Source organism: Streptomyces sp. NPDC091387, from assembly GCF_044756945.1.
Classification (GTDB): Bacteria; Actinomycetota; Actinomycetes; order Streptomycetales; family Streptomycetaceae; genus Streptomyces.
Window position 1 is genome coordinate 50292 of record NZ_JBIVTZ010000029.1, and the last position, 22932, is coordinate 73223.

Here is a 22932-nt window from a genome sequence, read left to right on the forward strand (position 1 = left end):
TCCGGCTGCTCCCCCGTGGGCTGCCGGACGGGCTGTTCAGAGCCGTTCACCTTAGTGTGCGGTTCCCCTGTCGACTCGCCTGCCCCCCGACGCGACGCATCGACAGGTAGAGAATGACGGGTGGTGATAAACGAACGATGAACGCGGCTCAGCGTCCGTGGGACGGGAGGGCCGCACCGAGCAGACCGCGAACGATGTCACCCTCCGGGGCCTTCAGCTGATCGAAGACCGCCAGCGCCTCCCGCCAGCATGCCTTTGCCCGGTCCGCCTGGCCTATCCCGTCCAACGCCTTGCCCAGTACGGTCCGCACGTTGGCCCGCCGCCACTCGCCGCCGATGTGGAGCAGCACCGTCAGCGCCTGCTCGGAGTACGCGGCGGCCTGGGCCGGCCGCTGAGCCGCGAGGTGCACCTCGGCCAGCCTGAAGAGAGTCATCCCTTCCCACAGCCGTTGGCGGCTGTCCCGAAAGACGGAGAGCGCCTCGGACAGACGGACCTCGGCCTCGTCCTGCCGACCCGCTCGGGTCAGCGCGAGCCCCAGGGCGTAGCGGCCGTTCGCCAGCCGCAGGGTGAGCCCCAGCCGGGCGTATATGTCGATTCCCTGGCCGGCGAGTTCGACGGCGCTGGCGGTCTGCCCGATGGCCAGTCGGACCCGGGACAGATTGCACAGGGCGCTGGCCTCGCCGGCGTGGTTGGTGTCGGACCGGAAGGCGGTGATGGTCTGCTGGAGGAAGGCCTCTGCCTCGGAGAGCTGATTCCGGTAGCCGGCGATGATCCCGAGCTCGTTCGGAGCGTTGCAGTGGGTCCAGACGTCGTCGATCGACGATGCGAGAACCATGGCCTGCCGGGCCTCGCTCTCCGCCTGGTCGAATCGGCCCGCGGTGCTGTGCACCTGAGCGAGTGCCGTCCGTGCCCGCGCCTCGGAGCGCGCGTCCCCGGTGGTGACCGCGGCGTCCCGCACGATGGTGGCGACCGATTCGAACTGACGCGAGTTGGCGCCCGATTCCGCGAGGTCCTTCGAGGCGAGCAGGAGATCCACGGCACGCCGGATGGTCGTCGCGGTGATGCTCTGCTGGATACAGGCCAACAGCGGATTGGCCTCCGAGTACAGCCAGTCGAGAGCCTTGCCGTGTCCGGAGAACGGCAGTCCGGGATATTCGGTGCGTTCCAAGTGGTTGACGGTCCGGTCCCCCGGCCGCTCCAGCGCATACACCCCCGCGGCCGTCGCCAGATAGAAGTCCAGCAGCCGCGACAACGCCAGCTCCGGCTCCCGCGACGACCGCTCGTCCCGCTCCGCGCACGAACGCGCGTAGAGGCGCACCAGGTCGTGGTAGCGGTAGCGGCCCGGGGCCGCCGACTCCAGGAGGGACGTGTCGACCAGGGACTCCAGGAGATCCTCCGCCGCGTGCATCTCCAGGTTCAGCAGGGCCGCCGCGGCGGCGAGTGAGATGTCGGGGCCGTCCGCGAGGCCCAGGAGGCGGAAGGCGCGGGCCTGGGCGGGTTCCAGCTGGCCGTAGCCGAGTTCGAAGGTGGCCTTCACCGCGAGGTCGCCCGCCTGGAGTTCGTCCAGGCGGCGGCGCTCGTCGGCGAGCTTGGCGGCCAGGACCGAGACCGTCCAGGTGCGGCGGGAGGCCAGCCGGGAGGCGGCGATGCGGATGGCGAGGGGGAGGAAGCCGCAGGCGGCCACGACGTCGAGGGCGGCCTTGCGCTCGGAGTTGATGCGTTCCTCGCCCACGATGCGGGTGAAGAGCTGGAGCGCCTCCTCGGGCGACATCACGTCCAGGTCGACCAGGTGCGCGCCCGCCAGGTCGACCATCCGGACCCGGCTGGTGACCAGCGCCGCGCAGCCCGTCGTGCCGGGGAGCAGGGGGCGGATCTGGGCCGTGTCGTGGGCGTTGTCCAGGAGGATCAGGATGCGGCGGCCGTCGAGCGTGGAGCGGTAGAGCGCGGCGCGTTCGTCGAGGGAGTCGGGGATCGCCGAGTCCGGGGTGCCCAGGGCGCGCAGGAACGCGCCGAGCACCGTCTCCGGTTCGGCGACGCGGGAGCCCGCGCCCTGGAGGTCGACGTACAGCTGGCCGTCCGGGAAGTGCTTGCGGGCCTGGTGGGCGACGTGCACGGCGAGGGTCGTCTTGCCGACGCCGCCGATGCCGGCCAGCGCGGAGACGGCCATGACGGAGCCCTCCGTGGTGGCGAGGCGGTCGCCCAGTTCCCGTACGAAGGAGGCGCGGCCGGTGAAGTCCGGGACGGTGGCCGGGAGCTGGGCCGGGCGGACCGGTGCGGCGGGGGCGGGATCGTCGGCCGGGCGGGCCAGCTCCTCGTCGGCCCGCAGGATGCGCTGCTGGAGCTGGGCGAGTTCGGGGCGCGGGTCGACGCCCAGTTCCTCGGCGAGCAGCCGGCGGGTGTCGGCGTACACCGCGAGGGCCTCGGCCTGGCGGCCGCTGCGGTACAGGGCGACCATCAGGAGTTCGCGCAGCCGCTCGCGCAGCGGGTGCGCGGCGGTGAGCGCGGTCAGTTCGGAGACCGCCTCCGCGTGGCAGCCGACCTCCAGGTCCAGGTCGAGACGGGTCTCGGTGAGCTGGAGGCGCCACTCCTCCAGCCGGGTGCGCTGGTTCTCGGCGTACGGTCCCGGCACGGAGGCGAGCGCCTCGCCGTCCCACAGGGCGAGCGCCTTGTTCAGGAGCACCCTGGCCCGGGAGCGGTCGCCCGCGGCGCGGGCCTTGTCGGCGCCGGCGGCCAGCTCCTCGGCCACGGTCACATCGACGGCGTCGGGCCCGGTCCGCATCGCGTACCCGCCGGAATCGCTCGCCAGGGTCTGCGGGCCCAGGATCTTGCGGAGCCGGGAGGCGTACGTACGCACGGCGGCCAGCGCCTGCGAGGGCGGCTCGTCGCCCCAGATGGCGTCGATGAGTTCGGCGGCCGTGGCGGTGTGCCCGCCGCGCAGCAGGAGGGCGGTCAGCAGGGCGCGCTGCTGGGGGGAGCCGGAGGGCAGCGTCTCGCCGCCCCGCCGGGCCCGTACCGGGCCGAGCACGGAGAAGCGCAGGTCCGTGTCGTCCGCCGGCCGTCGCTCCGGAGCTCGCTGTTCCGGAACACGCACCCGTGGTCCGTCGTCACGGCCCATTGCCGCCTCCTGTCCTGCTCTCCGCCACTGCCCAGTGCCGCTCCGCACATGTCGGGACACCGCCGAGGAGATCCGGATTGCTCCATACCGTTGGTATCGCCGTCAACAGTCTGCCTTGTGAAGGGGGGACACGTCAGCAGTGGGTGACTCTCTGCACGAGCCCTCGACAACGATTGTGGAACGGAGCCTCGCACAGATAGCTGACGGTTCGTCAGATCAGCGCTACCGTGGCAGGTATGGAGACCTTCCCGAAGATCATCTCGGTGGACGACCACACGGTGGAGCCCCCTCATGTCTGGCGGGACCGGCTCCCGTCCAAGTACGCGGACTCCGGTCCGCGCATCGTCCGGGCGCCCCTCAAGGAAATGACGTTCATGGGCGGAAAGTTCGCGCCCGTGATGGGTGCGAAGGGCGACGACGGACCGGTCGGGGACTGGTGGGTGTACGAGGACCTGCACCGCCCGCTCACCCGGCTCGACACCTCCGTCGGCTACGACAGGGGCGAGATCAAGCTCGAAGTCATCACGTACGAGCAGATGCGCCCCGGTTCGTTCTCGGTGCCCGAGCGGCTCGCCGACATGGACATCAACCACGTGCAGTCCGCCCTCTGCTTCCCGACCTTCCCCCGCTTCTGCGGCCAGACCTTCACCGAAGCGAAGGACCGCGAGCTCGGCCTGCTCGGCGTCCGGGCGTACAACGACTGGATGGTCGACGAGTGGTGCGGCCCGGCGGCGCACGGCCGGCTCATACCGCTCACCCTGGTCCCGCTCTGGGACGCACAGCTGGCCGCCGACGAGGTCAGGCGCAACGCGGCGCGCGGGGTGCGTGCCGTGGCGTTCTCCGAAATACCTCCACATCTCGGTCTGCCGTCCATTCATACGGACGAGTGGGATCCGTTCCTCCGGGCCTGCGACGAGACGGGGACGGTGATCGCCATGCACATCGGCTCGTCCTCGAAGATGCCGTCCACCTCGGCCGACGCCCCGCCCGCCGTCGGCTCCACCATCACCTTCGCCAACTGCTGCTTCTCGATGGTCGACTGGCTGATGAGCGGCAAGTTCGAGCGCTTCCCGAACCTGCGGATCATGTACGCGGAGGGCCAGATCGGCTGGATTCCGTACATCCTGGAACGCGCCGACGTGGTCTGGGAGGAGAACCGCGGCTGGGGCGGGGTCGCGGACAAGGTCCACCGGCCGCCGTCGGAGCTGTTCACCGAGCACGTCTACGGCTGCTTCTTCGACGACGCCTTCGGGCTGAAGAACCTGGACGCGATCGGCGTCGGCAACGTGCTGTACGAGACGGACTACCCGCACTCCGACTCGACCTGGCCCAAGTCCCGCGAGGTCGGCGAGGAGCAGATGGGGCACCTGGACGCGGACGTGGTGGACCGCATCGTGCGCCGCAACGCGATCGAGCTCCTCGGGCTGACCCCGGACGGACTGTGGGCGGGCCCCGGCACCGGGGCGTGAAACGGGCGGGTGCCGGGGCCGTCCGCCCGGACGGCCCCGGCACCCACCCCTCCCGCGTCAGTCCCCGACGACCGGCTCCTGGAGCTCCGTCACCCACTTCGCCTCGTCCTCGGGGCACTCCAGGCTGACCTCACGGGCGTACCCCGCCGACCGGTAGCCGGAGGCCTCGATCCAGCGGGCCAGGGCCTGGGCCGTCGGCAGGACGCCGTCCATCGAGCCCCGGTGGATGACGGTCGCCGCCTCGAACGGGGGCAGCTCGACCACCGTGACCCCGGTGTCGCCCAGCGGCCCCACCGGCGCGGAGACCGTCACCCCGGCATGGACGACGACCGCTCCGCCACCCTCGGGCGCGTCCTCGTAGCGCGCGATCCCGGGGCCCGTCTGCGCGACCCCGGCCCGGCCCAGCAGCGGGAACAGCTGCTCGTACAGCGGGCGGATCACCGGAGTGATGTCCCCCGGCTCGTAGCCGCCGGCCACCCCGGTCAGCTCCGCGACCCGTACCGCCGGCACGTTCCTGACCACCACATCGTCTGCGGACATGTGTCCCTCGCTCTCGATCGACCGGAGCCTCGCCTCGACCTGGGCCAGCCGCGCCGCCGCCGCGGTCATCGCGGCCTCCAGCTCCGACCGCCGCAGCCGGAGCATCCCGCGCAGCTCCTCGGGACCCACCTCCTCGTCGAGGACGGCCCGCACCTGCTGGAGCGTGAAGCCGAGATCCTTGAGGGCGATGATCCGGTTGAGCCGGGCGAGCTGGCCGCCGCCGTAGTGGCGGTAGCCGGTGGCGGGGTCGGTACTGTCGGGGTGCAGAAGCCCGATCGCGTCGTAGTGACGCAGCATCCGGGCCGACACCCGCCCGTACCGGGCGAAGTCTCCGATGGTGAACATGACGTCTCCCAGTGCACGGCCTCACACCGTGTCAAGGTCAAGGACCCCGGCGCCCCGGCCCGGATACCTGACGCGGCACAGGCAGGAGCCCCGCACCTCCGCCGAGGCGGGGGAGCGGGGCTCCTTGGGTACTGCGTTACCGGCCGCGATCGGCCGACCCGGGCAACTAGGCCGGGGTGACGTTCTCAGCCTGCGGACCCTTGGGTCCCTGAGTGACGTCGAAGTTCACGACCTGGTTCTCCTCGAGGGAGCGGAACCCGGACGCGTTGATCGCGGAGTAATGGACGAAGACATCCGGGCCGCCGCCGTCCTGGGCGATGAAGCCGAAGCCCTTTTCAGCGTTGAACCACTTGACGGTTCCGGTAGCCATAAGCCCTCCTTGGGCCAAAGGGTTGCCCTGCTCCAGAACCTGCAAAGAAGTCTGAAAACTACAAAAGCCTGCGGGTTACATGCTCCGCAGGCTCTGTACTGCAAGGGAAACCAAACTGCAACTTGGCGTTGAGCCTAGCACGCAGCATGTGCCGAAGGGTAGAGGGAAAGATCACTTCACTCGAATGTTTGATTGCCGTGTGCGCGCACGGTCCGAGAGGCCCTTCGGGCGGCTCGGGGAGCCCTTGCGGAGAGGGGCTCCGGCAGCATTCCGGAGACCCCCGTGAGGGGGATCGTGCGGCGCCGCGCGCCCCCGGTGGGGCCGTCGGGGGGCGGCAGGTCTAGCCTCGCGATGTGGACAATTCAACCGTCACCACCGTCGCAGGCGACGACCGTCGCAACCGGCCGCGCGTCGGCCACATCCAGTTCCTCAACTGCCTCCCCCTCTACTGGGGACTGGCACGGACCGGAACCCTGCTCGACCTGGAGCTCTCGAAGGACACCCCGGAGAAGCTCAGCGAGCAGCTGATCAGGGGCGATCTGGACATCGGCCCCGTCACCCTCGTGGAGTTCCTGCGCAACGCCGACGACCTGGTCGCCTTCCCCGACATCGCGGTCGGCTGCGACGGGCCCGTCATGTCGTGCGTGATCGTGTCGCAGCGCCCCCTGGAGGACCTCGACCGGGCCCGGGTGGCGCTCGGTTCGACCTCCCGCACCTCCGTACGGCTGGCGCAGCTGCTGCTCGCCGAGCGGTACGGGGTCACCCCCGAGTACTACACCTGCCCGCCCGACCTCGGCGTGATGATGCAGGAGGCGGACGCCGCCGTCCTCATCGGTGACGCCGCGCTCCGCGCCAACCTGCACGACGCCCCCAGGCTCGGGCTCCAGGTCCACGACCTGGGCGCGATGTGGAAGGAGTGGACGGGGCTCCCGTTCGTCTTCGCCGTCTGGGCCGCCCGCAAGGACTACCTGGCGGCCGAGCCCACCGCGGTGAAGAAGGTGCACGAGGCGTTCCTGGCCTCGCGGGACGTCTCCCTGGAGGAGGTCACCAAGGTCGCGGAACAGGCGGCACGCTGGGAGGCCTTCGACGCCGAGGTCCTGGAGCGCTACTTCACGACCCTCGACTTCCGCTTCGGACCCGCGCAGCTCGCGGGCGTCCGGGAGTTCGCGCGCCGGACCGGCCCGACGACGGGTTTCGCCGCGGACGTGAACGTGGAGCTGCTCGGCGGCTGAGCGCACGCACCGGCCCCGCGCGCCCGGCGGGTGGAATGCGCACCATTCCGTCCGCCCCCTTTCCGCCTTGCCGCCCCGGCCCTCGTTCCCGGGGGAGATCCCGGTGAGATATCGATTCGGGTAATACGCGTTGAATGGCCGATTGGCGGGAAGCGTCGGAAGTATGTCCCCGGTGTCTCCCGCCAATCGTTCTGTCACCTGGAACGGCACATTCACGCCCTTTTCTGGTGATGAATGGCGTTGTTCGTTCCCTTGGAGACGAAATCGGCGGATGGTTTGCGTGGGACCCGATGACCTTCGCCTCTAGGCTGCGGTCGGAGGTCCGGCCGGTCCACAGGGGGAGTCCGCATATGCAGCCGCTGGAAGCCGGCGAACCGCTGAGCATCGGTGCCTACCGACTGCTCGGCAGACTCGGTGCCGGTGGCATGGGGCGCGTCTATCTGGGACGCAGCGCCGGCGGCCGCACCGTGGCGGTCAAGGTGGTCCACCCGCACTTCGCGCTCGACGAGCAGTTCCGCGCCCGGTTCAGGCGCGAGGTGGACGCGGCACGGCGGATCGGCGCCCAGTGGACCGCGCCCGTCCTGGACGCCGACCCGGACGCCCCCGTCCCGTGGGTGGCCACCGGCTACGTGGCCGGCCCCCCGCTCTCGGCCGCGATCATCGAACACGGCCCGCTGCCCGAACAGGCGGTACGCACCCTGGGCGCCGGTCTCGCGGAGGCGCTCACCGCGGTCCACGAACAGGGCCTGATCCACCGGGACGTGAAGCCCTCCAACGTCCTGCTCGCCCTCGACGGCCCCCGCCTGATCGACTTCGGCATCGCCAGGGCCATCGACGCCACCGCCTCGCTCACCTCCACCGGGGTCTCGGTCGGCTCGCCCGGCTACATGGCGCCGGAGCAGATCCGGGGCCAGGAGATCTCGGGCGCGGCCGACATCTTCTCGCTGGGCGCGGTCCTCGCGTACGCGGCCACCGGCGCCGCCCCCTTCCTCGGCGACTCGTCCGCCGTACTGCTCTACAAGGTGGTGCACGAGGAACCCGAACTGGGCGATCTGGAGGGCGCGCTGCGCGAGGTCGTCGCCTCCTGCCTGGCGAAGAACCCGGCACACCGGCCCACCCCGGCGGAGCTCGCGGGGCAGCTGGCGCCCGGCGGCGCGGCGGCCCGGGTGGCGGCGGGCTGGCTGCCCGGCCCACTGGTGCGCGAGGTCAGCCGGTCGGCGGTCGCGCTCCTGGACCTGGAACCGCAGGACGCCCCGCTGCAGTCGGGGCCGGTGCCGTTCACCAACGCCTCGTACGGGTTCAACGGGGGCACCGGGCTCGGGGTGTTCGGCCCGCCGGTCGAACCGGCCCGCATGACGGGCCCGACCCCGCCGCCGTACCCGCCCGCCCCGGGGACGGACGGGGTGCCGGGACAGCGCACCTCCGACCCCCGGTTCACGGTCGGCGTCAGCGCCGACTCCGGGCCGGGCGGGAGCCGGGGGCGCAGGCTGAGCTGCACCGTCGCCCTCGCGGTGGCCGGTGCGCTCGCCGCGGTGACGGTGGGCAGCGCCTATCTCTTCGACCTGATGCCGGGCGGTGGCGGCGGCAACACCGCCGAACACGGAGACACCGGCCGGACCCCGGGCGCCACCCCGCCGGCCGAGCCGTCCGCACCGGCGGACGCCGCCACCCCGGGCGGCCAGGTCACCGAGGTGCCGAAGGGCTTCATCGGCACCTGGGAGGGGCCGATCACCGAGAAGACGACCGGCCAGTCGCACGGCAGGCTCAGCGTGGTGATCAGGAAGGGGAAGAAGGGCGACGACGTGGTCCGTACGAGCACGACGGTCTCCAGCCTCGGCATCGAGGTCAGCTGCCACAGCATCGCGTCCCTCACCTCCGGCACCGACAAGGAGCTGAAGCTCCGGGAGCGCGCCGATCCGGACCGCCCCGGCACCGCGGGCCTGTGCACGACCACCACCACGGACATCCACGTCACCCGCGCCGCCGGCGACACCCTGCTCTTCCGGTCCGACGAACGGGCCGCCGGGCTTCCGTACGGCACGCTCAACCGGTCCGGCGGCTGACCCGGAGCGGGGCTGGCGTACGCTGAACCGGTCCGTAGATCCGTTGAAAAACCGCCGAAAGGTGACAGCCCGGTGACCGAGAAGGCCGACCTCCAGCCCATCCTCGACCGAGCCGCCGAAGGCGGCCGGATCAGTCCGGCGGAGGCGCTCGACCTCTACCGCTCCGCGCCCCTGCACGCGCTGGGCGCGGCCGCCGACGCCGCACGCCGACGCCGATACGCAGGTACGGAGCACATCGCGACGTACATCATCGAGCGCAACATCAACTACACGAACGTGTGCGTCACGGCGTGCAAGTTCTGCGCCTTCTACGCCGCGCCCAAGGACACCGACAAGGGCTGGTCCCGCGACCTCGACGACATCCTGCGCCGCTGCGCGGAGACGGTCGAGCTCGGCGGCACCCAGATCATGTTCCAGGGCGGGCACCACCCGGACTACGGCGTGGAGTACTACGAGGAGCACTTCTCCGCGATCAAGAAGGCGTTCCCGCAGCTGGTCATCCACTCGCTCGGCGCCTCCGAGGTCGAGCACATGGCCCGTATCTCCAAGGTCTCCGCGGAGGAGGCCATCAGCCGTATCCACGCCGCCGGCCTCGACTCCTTCGCGGGCGCCGGCGCCGAGCTGCTGCCGGCCCGGCCGCGCACCGCCATCGCCCCGCTCAAGGAGTCCGGCGAGCGCTGGCTGGAGATCATGGAGATCGCCCACCGCCTCGGTGTCGAGTCCACCTCCACCATGCTGATGGGCACCGGCGAGACGAACGCCGAGCGCATCGAGCACCTGAGCATGATCCGCGACGTACAGGACCGCACCGGCGGCTTCCGCGCCTTCATCCCGTACACGTACCAGCCGGAGAACAACAAGCTGAAGGGGCAGACGCAGGCCACGCTCTTCGAGTACCTGCGGATCATCGCCATCGCCCGGCTCTTCCTGGACAACGTCGCCCACATCCAGGGCTCCTGGCTCACCACCGGCAAGGAGGTCGGCCAGCTGTCGCTGCACTACGGCGCGGACGACCTCGGCTCGATCATGCTGGAGGAGAACGTCGTCTCCTCCGCCGGGGCCAAGCACCGCTCCAACCGTCTGGAGATCATCGACCTGATCCGCAAGGCGGACCGGGTCCCGGCCCAGCGCGCCACCACCTACGAGCACCTCGTCGTCCACGACGACCCGGCGAACGACCCCGTCGACGAGCGCGTCGTCTCCCACATCTCGTCCACCGCGATCGAGGGCGGCACGGCCCACCCGGAGCTCAAGCTCCTGAGCGCCAACTGAAGCCGTCATGCTGACCGTTCACGCCGCGCCGCTGGTCCTTCCGGTCGGCGCGGCTGCCGTTGAGCGGGGTGCGGTGGCCGTGGAGGGCGACCGGATCACCGCCCTCGGGCCCTACGACGAGGTCGCCGCCGCCCATCCGACGGCACGCGTACGGCAGTGGCCGGGCGTCATCGCCCCGGGTCTGCACCAGCGGCACGCCGCGTGGCTGCTCACCCGCTGCTACCACCCCGACCCGCGCGAGGCGGACGGACTCGGGACCGATCCGCTGTCGGGCGAGGCGTTCGCCCGGCTGGCGGGGGAGCTGGACGCGACCCGGTGGGCCGGCAGCGTACGGCGGGGTCTCCAGCAGATGCTGCGGTACGGCACGACGCACCTCACCGGCCCGTTCCGCGACCCGGCCGTGCGCACCGCGGTGTCCCGCTCGGGCCTGGTGGAGGTGCCGGCCGCGCAGAGCCCCGTCGTTCCGCAGAGCGGACCGGAGGGCGGGCCGGCCCTGGACCCGTTGGCGGAGGGTCTCGGTCTGCCGGGCTCCGTGCACGCCCCGCTCGTCACCGGCGCCCGCGCCGACTTCGCGGTCTTCGACGTGCCCGACGAGGCCGCGCTCGTCGCGGCGGGGGCGGCGTCCTGCGTGGTCACCGTCCTTGCGGGGCGACTGGTGTACCGCCGCCGCTGAACGCGTAGGTGGTCACACAACCGCTCTCACGGAACCGATGGTCCGCCCAGGTACTGGTCCTTGGTGTCGTAGGGCCAGGCGTTGGCGACGCATCCTTTGAGGCCGTAGATCTGTTGCATCATGGCGGGGGCGGGGCGGCCCTTGCCGGGGCAGGTCTCGTGGCCGTGGCCGAGCCAGTGGCCGACTTCGTGGTTGATGATGAGGGCGCGGTAGTCGGCGAGGGGTCCGTCGAATTCGGGTGAACCGGTCTGCCAGCGTTTGAGGTTGACCATGACGTCGACGCCGACGCGGCAGTTGACCTCGCCGTGGGTGTCGAGACCGCTCCTCCCGCAGATCCTGTCGGTGGTCCGGGGCGACGCGACGCGTATGACCAATCCCGCGGGGCCCTCGGCGACCTGGCGGAAGGTGTTCGCGCCGTGGTGCGACCAGCCCCGCGGTGCGGCCAGGATGCGGGCGACCTCGGCGGCTGCCCTGTCCGGGTCCAGGCCCGAGCCGTCCTCCACCTCGACCCGGTAGGCGTGGGCCCCGGACTCGCCCTTGTCGGTGCCCTTGCCGGTGTCCGTTGCCGCCGCGCGGGCGACGACGAAGGACGAGGTGGCGTGGTGAACGGCCGCTTTCTCGCTCTTCCACCGGAGCCCCGCCACGGCGCCCGCCACCAGCACGACCGGAACGATGGCCATCACGAACAGCCGGTTCCGGCCCCGTCCCCGCCCCTGCCGACGCACGTCCGATCCCGACATCCGCGCCCCTCCCCAGTACTCCGGTGTCCCGTACTCCCCTCTGTAATGACTCCTGTCGGCGCGGATTGGTTCAGTCCACTCGCCCATGAAGCGGGCGGGGCGGGTGCCTCGGGGGCCTCAGGAAACCGATGGTCCGCCCAGGTACTGGTCCTTGGTGTCGTAGGGCCAGGCGTTGGCGACGCATCCTTTGAGGCCGTAGATCTGTTGCATCATGGCGGGGGCGGGGCGGCCCTTGCCGGGGCAGGTCTCGTGGCCGTGGCCGAGCCAGTGGCCGACTTCGTGGTTGATGATGAGGGCGCGGTAGTCGGCGAGGGGTCCGTCGAATTCGGGTGAACCGGTCTGCCAGCGTTTGAGGTTGACCATGACGTCCACGCCGACGCGGCAGTTGACCTCGCCGTGGGTGTCGAGACCGCTCTTCCCGCAGATCCTGTCGGTGGTCGCCGCCGTGGCGATGCGGACGACCAGCCCGGCAGCCCCCTTCGAGACCTGGTGGAACGTGTGCTCGCCGCCGTGCGCCCAGCCGCGTGGCGCGGCCAGGAACCCGGCGATCTGGGCGGCGGCCTTGTCCGGGTCGACGCCGGTACCGTGCTCCGCCTCGACCCGGTAGGCGTTGCCCTTGCCGGTGTCCGACGCGCCCGCGCGGGCGACCGTGAAGGTGCCGGGCCCGGACGGGGGAATGACCGGATGGCTGCCGGAGCCGGCGCTGGGGCTGGAGCCGGAACTCGGCTTGCTCTTCGTGCGGGGCTTGGCTCGCACCGTGGGCTCGGTGCCCACCCCGGCCGATGCAGCGGGGCTGGACGCCGGGGCCGAGTCGGTCGAGTCCTTGACGGGACCGGACGACGCGGACGCCGCAGCCGCAGCCGACGGATCGTCCCCGTCGGTCCACAGCGGTGCGGCCGCGACCGCGACGCAGATCACCGCCGTCGGCACGAGAACCGCGACCAGCAACCGTATCCGGCTGCGGCGGCGGCGCTCCCGCCGCGAGCGCCGCCGCAGCCCCCCGCCCCGTGGCCGTGTCTGCCTTCTCCGTACCTCAGCCGACACGAGCCTCGTACTCCTTCGTTTCCATGGGGTGTTCCGCCGCGTACTTCACGAGGTCCAGAAACCTGGGATTCCCCGCGACGGCGAGCAGTTGATCGGCGGTGACGGGGAGCGGTTCCCCCGTGCCCTCGTCACTCCCGACCGAGAGCGCGACGGCGCTGCCGCCGTACGTGAAGCGGACGACGGTGCTCGTCGAGGCCGGTGACCCGTCCGAGTCGGCGAGCACGGTCACGGCACGGGCCTCGATGCCGCCGGGAAGCATCGCCTGTTGGCAACGCGGCGCCCGGTCCGCGTAATTGCGGCAGGGTGCTTCCTGCGGCGCGACGCTCCGCTCGCTCGCGGCGCGTACCGAGAGGACGACGGGGAAGACGTTGCCGCCCGTCCCGGCCCGGTACCGGCTGACGGCGAGGTCCACCGGGCGGACCGGGCCGAGCTGCGGCAGCAGCTTCCCGAGCAGCAGCGCGACCTGCCGCTGGAACCCCTCCTGCCGGGTCCGTTCGGCGGCCGGCAGGTCGGTCATGGACGACTCGCCGGGGGACGGCTCGACGTGTACGCGAGACGGTTCCGCCGTGTCCGTGGGCACCGGAGTGTCCGTGGGCTCCGGTGACGGCACGCTCGTGGGCTCAGGTGACGGCGCGATGCTCGTACGCTGCGAGGCCGCGGACCACGTCCGGGCGGGTTCCGTACCGCCGCTGCCGCCCCACATCGGCAGGAGCGCGCCGAGTGCGCCGAGCGCCACCACGCCCGTCGCCACCGCCCCGATGGCCGCGCGGGCCCGGGTGCGGCGCCGGCGGCCCAGGACCAGGGCGGCGGGCACCAGGTCGGGCGGGGTCGGCGCATCGTCGGTCGCCTGTTCCATGGCCGCCCTGATCAGCAGGATCTCGGCCTCCGCGGCTTCCGGGGTCCCCTTGTCCGGTGCCCGGCCGGGAAAGCGGTCAGAAGACATGTCCACGACGGTTCTCCTCAGCTTCGGGTGGTGTAGAGGTGCGGGTCGCCCAGCCGTGCACGCAGCGTGGCGAGCGCCCGCGAGCACTGGCTCTTCACGGTGGACGGGCTGCACCGCAGCAGCTCGGCGACCGTCTCCACGCTCAGGTCCTCCCAGTAGCGCAGGACGACCATCGCCCGTGCGCGGGGCGGCAGGTCGGCCAGCGCGGCCAGCAGGGTGACCGTCAGCTCGGGGCCGACCGCGGGCGCGTGTGCGGCGATCGGCGTATGGGCACGGAAGTCGCGCAGCCGTCGGCGGCGCTCGGCGATGTAGGTGCGGGTCAGCACGGTGCTGGCGTAGGCGTCCGGATGGTCGGCGGCGCTCACCCGGTGCCAGTGCTGGAACAGCTTCGCCAGCGTCGTCTGGGTCAGGTCACGGGCCGCCTCGGCGTCACCGCACAGCAGATACGCGGTGCGGTACAGCCGGCGCTGGCTCACCCGCGCGAACTCCTCGAAGCTGTCGGCGTCCCGGCTGGGCCCCGCACTCATCCGGCCCCCTTCACGGTCCGTGGGTGGTCTCTCCTCCTGTTACTGAGAGTTGACGGGCCGGAAAGGTTGAAGCCGAATTCAAATCCGTGTCACCGGGCGTCCGGACAGCGGGCCTGCCCCGCCGCCGCCGGACCGGGCTGCTTGAATGGGAGACGTGACCCGAGCCTCCCTGGACAAGCAGCCGCACGAAGTCGCCTCGATGTTCGACGACGTGGCGGAGAACTACGACCTCACCAACGACGTGCTCTCGCTCGGCCAGGCCCGGCTGTGGCGCAAGGAGGTCGCCAAGGCGGTGCACGCGCGGCCCGCGGAGAAGGTCCTCGACCTGGCCGCCGGTACCGCGACGTCCTCGCTGCCGTTCGCCGCGACCGGTGCGTACGTCGTGCCGTGCGACTTCTCCATCGGCATGCTCCAGGAGGGCAAGAGGCGCAACTCCTGGCTGCCGTTCACCGCGGGCGACGCGACGCGGCTGCCGTTCCGCGACGAGACGTTCGACGCGGTGACGATCTCCTTCGGGCTGCGCAACGTCCAGGACACGGACGCGGCGCTGCGCGAGCTGTACCGGGTGACGAAGCCGGGCGGCCGGGTCGTCATCTGCGAGTTCTCCCAGCCGGTCTGGACGCCGTTCCGGACCGTCTACACCGAGTACCTGATGCGGGCGCTGCCGCCGGTCGCACGCGCGGTGTCGTCCAACCCCGACGCGTACGTCTACCTCGCCGAGTCGATCCGGGCCTGGCCCGACCAGGCCGGGCTCGCCGCCCTGCTCCAGGAGGCCGGCTGGTCGAAGGTCGCCTGGCGCAACCTCACCGGCGGCGTGGTGGCGCTGCACCGGGGCGTACGCGCCTGACGGGCGGCAGGTGCCGCCCGGCCGTCACCGGCCCAGCTCCAGCCGGAAGCACCGCACCTCCTGCCCCGACCGGGGCTCCGTGAAGCTCTCCGCCCGCTCCATGCCGAGGCGCAGGGCCACCGCGACCGACCGCTCGTTGCGCTCGTCGACCGTCGCCACCACCCGCTCCACCCCGGCCGCGCGCACCCGCTCCAGGGCCGGGCGCGCGGCCGCGGTCACATAGCCGCGGCCCCAGGCCGGCCGGGCCAGCCGCCAGCCGATCTCGATCTCGCCCACCGGGCCGTACGCGGTCTGCGGCCACGGCTGCGCCCCGGTGAAGCCGACGGCCTCGCCGCCCGCGTCGAGCACGGTCCACAGGCAGAAGCCGCGCTCCGCGTCGAGTCTGCGCTGCCGGGCGGTCCACTCCTCGTACAGGGACAGCTCGGACGGGCGGCCGCCGAGGAACTCCATCACCGCCGGGTCGTCGAAGGCCCGGTGCCAGGCCACCGCGTCCTCGTCCGTCGGGACACGCAGCTGTACGGCAGGGAGTGTGCGAGGCGCGATCGACATGAGGGAGCCCTTCGGAAGGTTGGTCGGCAGGCCCCCATAGACTGCCCTGGCCATGTGCCGCGCGGCACTCGATTTCGAGTCTTCGGGAGATCCGACCGTGACCGAGCCCCTGTCCGAACACAGCGCGGACGTGATCGTCGTCGGGGCAGGCCCAGCCGGCTCCACGACCGCGTACTACCTCGCCAAGGCGGGCCTCGACGTCCTCCTCCTGGAGAAGACCGCCTTCCCCCGCGAGAAGGTCTGCGGCGACGGCCTCACCCCGCGCGCCACCAAGCAGCTCGTCTCCATGGGCATCGACATCTCCGAAGAGGCCGGCTGGCTCCGGAACAAGGGCCTGCGCATCATCGGCGGCGGCGTCCGGCTCCAGCTGGACTGGCCGGATCTCGCCTCCTACCCGGACTACGGGCTGGTCCGCAAGCGCGACGACTTCGACGAGCAGCTGGCCCGCCAGGCGCAGAAGGGCGGCGCGCGGCTGTACGAGCGCTGCAACGTCGGCGCCCCGATCACCGACCCCCGCACCGGCCGGATCACCGGCGTGCACGCGAAGCTCGGCGAGGAGAAGACCCCGGTCACCTTCCACGCCCCCCTCGTGGTCGCCGCCGACGGCAACTCCACCCGGCTCTCCGTCGGGATGGGCCTGCACCGCCGCGAGGACCGCCCGATGGGCGTCGCGGTCCGTACGTACTTCACCTCGCCCCGCCACGACGACGACTACCTGGAGTCCTGGCTGGAACTCTGGGACCGCCGGGGCGTCGAGGACCGGCTGCTGCCCGGCTACGGCTGGATCTTCGGCATGGGCGACGGCACCTCCAACGTCGGCCTCGGCATCCTCAACTCCTCCTCCGCCTTCAAGGAGCTGGACTGGCGCGAGGTCCTCAAGGCGTGGTGCGCGTCCATGCCGGAGGACTGGGGCTACACCCCCGAGAACATGACGATGCCGATCCGCGGCGCCGCCCTCCCGATGGCCTTCAACCGCCAGCCGCACTACACCAAGGGCCTGCTGCTCGTCGGTGACGCGGGCGGCATGGTCAACCCGTTCAACGGCGAAGGCATCGCGTACGCCATGGAGTCGGGCCAGATCGCGGCCGACGTCATCGTCCAGGCCCACGCCCGCTCGACCCCGGCCCAGCGCGAACTGGCCCTGAACAACTACCCGAAGGTGCTCAAGGAGACCTACGGCGGCTACTACACGATGGGCCGCGCCTTCGTGAAGCTGATCGGCAACCCGAAGGTCATGAAGGTCGCCACCCAGCGCGGCCTGACGCACCCGCTGCTGATGAAGTTCACCCTGAAGATGCTCGCCAACCTCACCGACCCGACGGGCGGCGACGCGATGGACCGCATCATCAACGGCCTGACGAAGGTGGCGCCGCGTTCGTGACCGGGGGCCTCGCCTGTCTCCCGGAACCGCGTCCGACGAACTGTTTCCGAGCCACTGGCTGATCAGCGGGGCCGTGCACGTCGATGAGAAGTGACGGCCCCGCTGACGGGCAAGGGACCGGCGCTGTCAGGAAGCTTCCTCCGCTTCCGCTTCCTCCACGGGCCGGCCGGCTCCCTTGCGGACCGTGCACTGGAGCGAGTCGTCCCGCACATCGGCGACGATCGTGTCGCCGGGGTCGCTCTCGCCGCTCAGCAGCAGTGAGGCGATGCGGTTGTCGAGCTCCGTCTGGATGGTGCGGCGCAGCGGGCGGGCGCCGAACTCCGGCTGGTAGCCGTGGGCGACCAGCAACTTCTTCGCCGCTTCGGTCACCTCCAGCGTCATGCCCTGCGCGTGGACGCGGTGCTTGCTCCGGTCCAGGAGGTGGTCGACGATCTCCGACAGGTCTTCCTCGGTCAGGCTGTGGAAGATGATGATGTCGTCGATCCGGTTGAGGAACTCGGGCAGGAACCGTCCCCGCAGGTCGTCCATCAGCTCGTCCTTGAGTTCCGCGGCATCGCCCTTGTGCGCGAGGATGCGGTGGGCGCCGATGTTGGACGTCATGATGACCACGCAGTGGCGGAAGTCGACCGTGCGGCCCTGCGCGTCCGTCAGGCGGCCGTCGTCCAGGATCTGCAGCAGCGTGTTGAAGACGTCGGGGTGCGCCTTCTCCACCTCGTCGAACAGCACCACGCTGTACGGCTTGCGGCGAACCTTCTCGGTGAGCTGACCGGCCTCGTCGTAGCCGACGTACCCGGGAGGCGCGCCGACGAGCCGGGCGACCGTGTGCTTCTCCTGGAACTCGCTCATGTCGAACCGGATCATCCGGTCCGCGTCGCCGAAGAGCAGTTCGGCGAGCGTCTTGGCGAGTTCGGTCTTGCCCACGCCGGTGGGGCCCAGGAAGAGGAACGAGCCCACGGGCCGGTTCGGGTCGCCCATGCCCGCGCGATTGCGGCGCACGGCTTCGGAGACCGCGGTGACCGCCTCGTTCTGGCCGACGATCCTGTCGTGCATCTGCTCCTCCAGCCCGAGGAGCTTCTCCTTCTCGCTGGCGGTGAGCTGGGAGACCGGAATCCCCGTGCTGCGGGAGACGATGTCCGCGATGTCGGAGGCGGTGACGGAGACGACGCCCTCGCGGCGCTCCTCGACGCCCGCGAGCTCGCCCTCCACCTCGGCGATCTGCCGCTTCAGGTCAGAGGCCCTGTCGAACTCCTCGCCGGCGACGGCCTGGTCCTTCTCGCGTCGCAGCTTCGCGAGGCGGTCCTCCCGGCTGACGACCTCGGTGGAACGGCCGGCGCTGCGCAGCCGTACCCGGGCACCCGCCTGGTCCATCAGGTCGATCGCCTTGTCCGGCAGGAACCGGTCGCTGATGTAGCGGTCGGACAGTTCCGCCGCCGCGGTCAGGGCTCCGTCGGCGAAGCGGACCTGGTGGTGCGCCTCGTACGCGTCGCGCAGCCCTTCGAGGATCTGCACCGTCTCCTCGACACTCGGTTCGGGGATGAGGACGGGCTGGAAGCGGCGTTCCAGAGCGGCGTCCTTCTCGATGTGCTTGCGGTACTCGTCGATCGTCGTCGCTCCCACCACGTGGAGCTCGCCCCGTGCGAGTGCGGGCTTGAGCATGTTGCCCGCGTCCATCGCCCCCTCGCCCGTCGCGCCCGCGCCGACGACCGTGTGCAGTTCGTCGATGAAGAGGATGATGTCGCCGCCGGCCTCCTGGACGTCCTCGATGACCTTCTTCAGCCGCTCCTCGAACTGGCCCCGGTACTGCGCACCGGCCACCATGCCGGACATGTCGAGGGAGACGACCCTCTTGCCCTTCAGGGATTCGGGCACTTCGCCGGCCACGATGCTCTGGGCCAGCCCCTCCACGATGGCGGTCTTCCCGACTCCGGGCTCACCGATGAGCACCGGGTTGTTCTTGGAGCGCCGCGAGAGGATCTCGATGGTCTGCTCGATCTCCTCGGCCCGGCCGACGACCGGGTCGAGCCGGCCCGCCTTCGCCTCCTCCGTGAGGTCCCGGCCGAATTCGTCCAGGGTCGTCGAGGGCTGCTTCCCGGCAGCGGGAGTACCGTCCGCCCGGTCCGCGTGACCCCGCAGCTTCTGGGTGTCCACGTCCTGTGCGCGCAGGAACCGGTTGGCACCCGAGTCCGGGTCCTCCAGGAGCGCGGCGAGGATGTGCTCGGGGCCGATGTAGGACACGCCCGCCGCCTGCGAGCCCGCGTAGGCGGCGGCGAGGGTGCGCTTCGCCGCCGGGGTGAGCCCGGGTGTCGCGGACGGCTCGCCCGCCTCCCGGGGCAGCACCTCGGCGATCCGGGCCGCGAGCGTGTCGACGTCGACACCGGCCTGGGCGAGGAGGCTCCGCGCGGGGTCGACCTGAGTGGCCGCCCACAGGAGGTGTTCCGTGTCGAGGTCGGACGTCCCGTTCTCCGCGGCCTTCTGCGTGGCCAGGCCGAGAAGTTCGTGCGACGACTCCGTGAGGAGGCGGCCGATGGGCACCCGCTGCACGGCCGGCGGCGACGAGGCCGGTGACGTACCGAAGAAGCGGTCGAGCATCTCGCTGAAAGGGTCGGACGACCCGAAAGGTGAACCGAACCCCATCGACATGGCAACTCCTCGTGCGTTGACGGTGCCTCCCACTCAAACCCGGTGCCGTTGCCTCCGCAACCCGAGGAAACGCCCCCTGAGGGCACAGCCAGGGACTGCCTCCCGGGTCTCCGCGAGATCGCCGGCGGGCGGCGGGCGGCGTCACGGCGGCCGCCGTGCGGGATGAGGTGACCTGGGTGAGGCTGGGAGTCTGTGCCGCCCGCGGACCGGAGGAGCACCCTGATGCCCGACCTCGGCCACGACCTCCTCTTCGGCTGCTTCGCGCCGCCCGAGGCCGCCCGCCACCGTGCCTTCGTACGACTCGCCCAAGAGGCGGACCAGGCCGGACTCGACCTCCTCGGGGTGCAGGACCATCCGTACCAGCCGGCCTTCCTGGACACCTGGACGCTGCTGTCGCACCTGTCGTCGGTGACCCGCCGCATCAAGCTGGTTCCCGCGGTGGCGAACCTGCCGCTACGGCCCCCGGCCATGCTGGCCAGGAGCGTGGCGACACTGGACCTCCTCAGCGACGGCCGGGTGGAACTCGGCCTGGGCGCAGGCGCGTTCTGGGACGCCATCGAGGCGATGGGCGGCACGCGCCGTACGCCGGGGGAGTCCGTGGCGGCGTTGGAGGAAGCCATCGGCGTGCTGCGCGCCTTGTGGACGGACGGTCCGGGCGTACGTATGGAGGGCACCCACTACCGGCTCGCGGGCGCTGAACCCGGACCGCTGCCCGCCCACCCGGTCGGCATCTGGCTCGGCGTCTACGGCCCGCGCATGCTGCGGCTGACCGGGCGGCTCGCGGACGGCTGGCTCGGCAGCGCCTCCTACGCCCCGCCCGAGAAACTCGCCGGTCTGATGCGCACCGTGGACGAAGGGGCGCGGACGGTGGGACGGGAGCCGTCCGCCGTGCGCCGCGTCTACATCGTCGACCCCTCCTTCACCACCGCCCAGCTGACGGAACTCGCTCTCACGCACGGCCTCAGCGGCTTCCTCCTGAGCGTGAACGCGGACGGCGCCGGCGCCCTGATGCGCTTCGCCGCGGAGGTGGCCCCAGCCGTACGCGAAGCGGTCGCCCAGGAACGCGGCACGCCCGCCGCCCCCGGCGCACTCCCTCACGACGCCCGGGTCGAGCACCGACGGCTCGACCCCTCGGCACGCCCCGTCGCACCGCCGCCGCACCCGGACCGCCCCGCCCCCAGTGCCGCCGGTGAGCGCGCCGCCCAGACCCTGGTACTGGTCCACGACAGCCTCCGCGACGAACTGGCGCAGCTCCAGCACGCGGTCGGCGAGGTCCTGGCCGGCCGCGACAGCCCGGCCGCCGCCCGCTCGTTCCTCAACGCCATGACCATGCGCCAGAACTACTGGTCGCTGGGCGCCTTCTGCGCCACGTACTGCCGGGTCGTCACCCAGCACCACCTGCTGGAGGACGAGGTGATGTTCGGCAAGCTGCGCGACGCCCAGGAGGACCTCACGCCGGTGCTGACCCGCCTGGAAGAGGAACACAAGCTGATCGCCTCGTTGATCGCGCGCCTGGACGAGGTGCTGGTCGCGATGGTCGAGGACCCGTCCCGCCTGGAAGAGGTCCGCACCGTCCTCGACAGGCTCGCCGACTGTCTCCTCTCCCATCTCACCTACGAGGAGGAACAGCTCCTGGACCCGATCGCCCGCCACAACGTGGTCGTCTGACCTTCCGCACGCGACCCCGACGGCAACGTCTGGAGCTACACCTTCGACAGCCGAGGCCAGAAGACCGTGGTCGACGACCCGGACCAGGGCGAGGTCCACAACACGTACGACGACGCCGGTCGCGTCACGGCTGTGACCAACGACCGTCACATCACCCTGACCACGGAGTACGACAAGCTCGGACGCAAGACCGGCGTCAAGCAGGGCGACACCGTACTGGCGAAGTGGACCTACGACACCCTGGCCAAGGGGCAGCTCACCAGTAGCACGCGTTACGTGGACGGCGCCGCGTACACCACCGCGGCCGGGGCCTTCGACGACCGCTACCAGCCCACTTCCACCATCACCACGGTTCCCTCCGCGGCCGGAGGACTGGCCGGTACGTACACCTGGACCTACGGCTACAAGCCCGAGACCGGGGCTCTGCTCTGGACGTTGAACCCGGCTGTCGGGAACATTCCCGCCGACCGCGTCACCACCAACTACAACAGCGACGACCTGCCCTTCCGGGTCAGCGGAGGACTTGGCGTCCTGGTCTCCAACACGACCTACGACGAGTTCTCCCGCTCCCAGCGACTCGAGTACGGAGGCACGCTGGGCAAGAAGGTCTACAAGTCCCAGATCTACGACGAGCACACCGGCCGCATGACCCGGCAGATCACCGACCGGGACATCGCACCCCAGCGCGTGGACGACACCTCGTACTCCTACGACCCCGCCGGTAACGTCACAGGAGTGACATCGGTCAGCGGCCAGGACGCGCAGAAGTCCACCGACACCCAGTGCTTCAAGAACGATCCCCTGGGCCGGCTCTCCGCGGCATGGGCCTGGGCAACCGCACCGAGCAGACCGACCACGCCGCCACGACCACCGGCACGGACGCGACGACCACCTACACCCACCCCGCGCCCGGAACGGGCCTGCCCCACGGTGTGCAGCAGCCCAAGGTCAACGGCGGCCCGGACAACGGCCGCACCAGCACCTTCGAGTACGACGAGACAGGCAACACCACCAAGCGCACCATCGGCACCACCACCCAGAACCTGACCTGGGACCCGGAGGGCCACCTCGCCACCCTCACCGAGGCCGGCAAGACCAGCAGCTACCTCTACGACGCCGACGGCAACCGGCTCATCACCAAGAACGCCGATGGCTCCCAGCACCCTCACCCTGCCCGACGGCGACCAGCTCGACCTGGCCGCGAACGGCACCAAAACCGGTACCCGCTACTACACGCACAACGGAGAAACCGTCGCGGTCCGCACCGGCGGAACCATCTCCTACCTCATCAGCGACCACCAAGGCACCGCGATGAGCGCCATCGCCGTAGGAACCCTCGCCATCACCCGAAGGAAACAACTCCCCTTCGGCCAGCTCAGATCCTCACAGTCAACGGCCTTCGGAAACCCGCGGCTTCGTCGGCGGAACCAACGACCCCACCGGCCTCACCCACCTCGGCGCCCGCGAATACGACCCCACCCTCGGCCGCTTCCTCAGCGTCGACCCCATCATCG

Annotated in this window: 18 protein-coding genes and 2 pseudogenes; 11 read left to right on the top strand and 9 right to left on the bottom strand. The window is 71.1% G+C overall.

What is annotated here, in order from left to right:
- Positions 1 to 148: 148 nt before the first annotated feature.
- On the bottom strand, positions 149 to 3115 hold the full coding sequence (locus ACIQM0_RS36840) for a BTAD domain-containing putative transcriptional regulator (RefSeq protein ID WP_401295139.1): 2967 nt from the start codon (positions 3113 to 3115) through the stop codon (positions 149 to 151).
- 236 nt (positions 3116 to 3351) lie between these two features.
- Here ACIQM0_RS36840 and ACIQM0_RS36845 point away from each other — a divergent pair, with 236 nt between their 5' ends.
- Positions 3352 to 4584: an amidohydrolase family protein gene (locus ACIQM0_RS36845; protein WP_401295141.1), complete on the top strand. Its 1233-nt coding sequence runs from the start codon at positions 3352 to 3354 to the stop codon at positions 4582 to 4584.
- 57 nt (positions 4585 to 4641) lie between these two features.
- Here the strand turns inward: ACIQM0_RS36845 and ACIQM0_RS36850 are convergent, their stop codons facing one another.
- Positions 4642 to 5469 (bottom strand): MerR family transcriptional regulator, encoded by an 828-nt coding sequence (locus ACIQM0_RS36850; RefSeq protein WP_401295143.1) that lies wholly within the window; start codon positions 5467 to 5469, stop codon positions 4642 to 4644.
- 166 nt (positions 5470 to 5635) lie between these two features.
- On the bottom strand, positions 5636 to 5839 hold the full coding sequence (locus ACIQM0_RS36855) for a cold-shock protein (RefSeq protein WP_003967102.1): 204 nt from the start codon (positions 5837 to 5839) through the stop codon (positions 5636 to 5638).
- A gap of 353 nt (positions 5840 to 6192) precedes the next feature.
- Between ACIQM0_RS36855 and ACIQM0_RS36860 the strand changes: the two genes are divergently transcribed.
- The 4 genes from ACIQM0_RS36860 to ACIQM0_RS36875 all read left to right on the top strand — a co-directional run bounded on the left by ACIQM0_RS36860 (position 6193) and on the right by ACIQM0_RS36875 (position 11079).
- Positions 6193 to 7071 carry a menaquinone biosynthetic enzyme MqnA/MqnD family protein gene (locus ACIQM0_RS36860; RefSeq protein WP_401295145.1) on the top strand — a complete coding sequence of 293 codons (879 nt, stop codon included), beginning with the start codon at positions 6193 to 6195 and terminating at the stop codon, positions 7069 to 7071.
- A 350-nt stretch (positions 7072 to 7421) separates the two neighbouring features.
- Positions 7422 to 9134 (top strand): serine/threonine-protein kinase, encoded by a 1713-nt coding sequence (locus ACIQM0_RS36865; protein ID WP_401295147.1) that lies wholly within the window; start codon positions 7422 to 7424, stop codon positions 9132 to 9134.
- Positions 9135 to 9206: 72 nt separating this feature from the next.
- Complete coding sequence (mqnC, locus tag ACIQM0_RS36870) at positions 9207 to 10406, top strand: cyclic dehypoxanthinyl futalosine synthase (protein WP_401295149.1); 1200 nt, start codon at positions 9207 to 9209, stop codon at positions 10404 to 10406.
- A gap of 7 nt (positions 10407 to 10413) precedes the next feature.
- On the top strand, positions 10414 to 11079 hold the full coding sequence (locus tag ACIQM0_RS36875) for an imidazolonepropionase-like domain-containing protein (protein WP_401295151.1): 666 nt from the start codon (positions 10414 to 10416) through the stop codon (positions 11077 to 11079).
- A 26-nt stretch (positions 11080 to 11105) separates the two neighbouring features.
- Here the strand turns inward: ACIQM0_RS36875 and ACIQM0_RS36880 are convergent, their stop codons facing one another.
- The 4 genes from ACIQM0_RS36880 to ACIQM0_RS36895 all read right to left on the bottom strand — a co-directional run bounded on the left by ACIQM0_RS36880 (position 11106) and on the right by ACIQM0_RS36895 (position 14333).
- Positions 11106 to 11819 carry a DUF3152 domain-containing protein gene (locus ACIQM0_RS36880; RefSeq protein WP_401295153.1) on the bottom strand — a complete coding sequence of 238 codons (714 nt, stop codon included), beginning with the start codon at positions 11817 to 11819 and terminating at the stop codon, positions 11106 to 11108.
- Positions 11820 to 11936: 117 nt separating this feature from the next.
- The gene (locus tag ACIQM0_RS36885) at positions 11937 to 12863 is read right to left on the bottom strand and encodes a DUF3152 domain-containing protein (RefSeq protein WP_401295155.1); all 927 of its coding nucleotides are present in this window, start codon (positions 12861 to 12863) and stop codon (positions 11937 to 11939) included.
- Complete coding sequence (locus ACIQM0_RS36890; RefSeq protein ID WP_401295173.1) at positions 12853 to 13806, bottom strand: hypothetical protein; 954 nt, start codon at positions 13804 to 13806, stop codon at positions 12853 to 12855. Before ACIQM0_RS36890 ends, ACIQM0_RS36885 begins: the two co-directional genes overlap by 11 nt.
- Before the next feature lie 17 nt (positions 13807 to 13823).
- Positions 13824 to 14333 carry a SigE family RNA polymerase sigma factor gene (locus ACIQM0_RS36895; RefSeq protein ID WP_401295157.1) on the bottom strand — a complete coding sequence of 170 codons (510 nt, stop codon included), beginning with the start codon at positions 14331 to 14333 and terminating at the stop codon, positions 13824 to 13826.
- A gap of 154 nt (positions 14334 to 14487) precedes the next feature.
- Between ACIQM0_RS36895 and ACIQM0_RS36900 the strand changes: the two genes are divergently transcribed.
- Positions 14488 to 15180 (top strand): demethylmenaquinone methyltransferase, encoded by a 693-nt coding sequence (locus tag ACIQM0_RS36900; RefSeq protein ID WP_306088139.1) that lies wholly within the window; start codon positions 14488 to 14490, stop codon positions 15178 to 15180.
- 24 nt (positions 15181 to 15204) lie between these two features.
- Here the strand turns inward: ACIQM0_RS36900 and ACIQM0_RS36905 are convergent, their stop codons facing one another.
- Complete coding sequence (locus tag ACIQM0_RS36905) at positions 15205 to 15729, bottom strand: GNAT family N-acetyltransferase (RefSeq protein WP_401295159.1); 525 nt, start codon at positions 15727 to 15729, stop codon at positions 15205 to 15207.
- 97 nt (positions 15730 to 15826) lie between these two features.
- Between ACIQM0_RS36905 and ACIQM0_RS36910 the strand changes: the two genes are divergently transcribed.
- Complete coding sequence (locus ACIQM0_RS36910) at positions 15827 to 17110, top strand: geranylgeranyl reductase family protein (RefSeq protein WP_362962108.1); 1284 nt, start codon at positions 15827 to 15829, stop codon at positions 17108 to 17110.
- 126 nt (positions 17111 to 17236) lie between these two features.
- Here the strand turns inward: ACIQM0_RS36910 and ACIQM0_RS36915 are convergent, their stop codons facing one another.
- The gene (locus tag ACIQM0_RS36915; protein WP_401295161.1) at positions 17237 to 19750 is read right to left on the bottom strand and encodes an ATP-dependent Clp protease ATP-binding subunit; all 2514 of its coding nucleotides are present in this window, start codon (positions 19748 to 19750) and stop codon (positions 17237 to 17239) included.
- 222 nt (positions 19751 to 19972) lie between these two features.
- Here ACIQM0_RS36915 and ACIQM0_RS36920 point away from each other — a divergent pair, with 222 nt between their 5' ends.
- The 4 genes and pseudogenes from ACIQM0_RS36920 to ACIQM0_RS36935 all read left to right on the top strand — a co-directional run.
- The gene (locus ACIQM0_RS36920; protein WP_401295163.1) at positions 19973 to 21418 is read left to right on the top strand and encodes an LLM class flavin-dependent oxidoreductase; all 1446 of its coding nucleotides are present in this window, start codon (positions 19973 to 19975) and stop codon (positions 21416 to 21418) included.
- A gap of 66 nt (positions 21419 to 21484) precedes the next feature.
- A complete protein-coding gene (locus tag ACIQM0_RS36925; protein ID WP_401295165.1) occupies positions 21485 to 22465 on the top strand; it encodes a hypothetical protein in 981 nt (326 codons plus the stop codon).
- Positions 22462 to 22524, top strand: a pseudogene (locus tag ACIQM0_RS36930) (hypothetical protein); the annotation flags it as partial. The gene ACIQM0_RS36925 and the pseudogene ACIQM0_RS36930, both read left to right, overlap by 4 nt.
- A gap of 344 nt (positions 22525 to 22868) precedes the next feature.
- Positions 22869 to 22932: pseudogene (locus tag ACIQM0_RS36935) on the top strand (hypothetical protein); the annotation flags it as partial.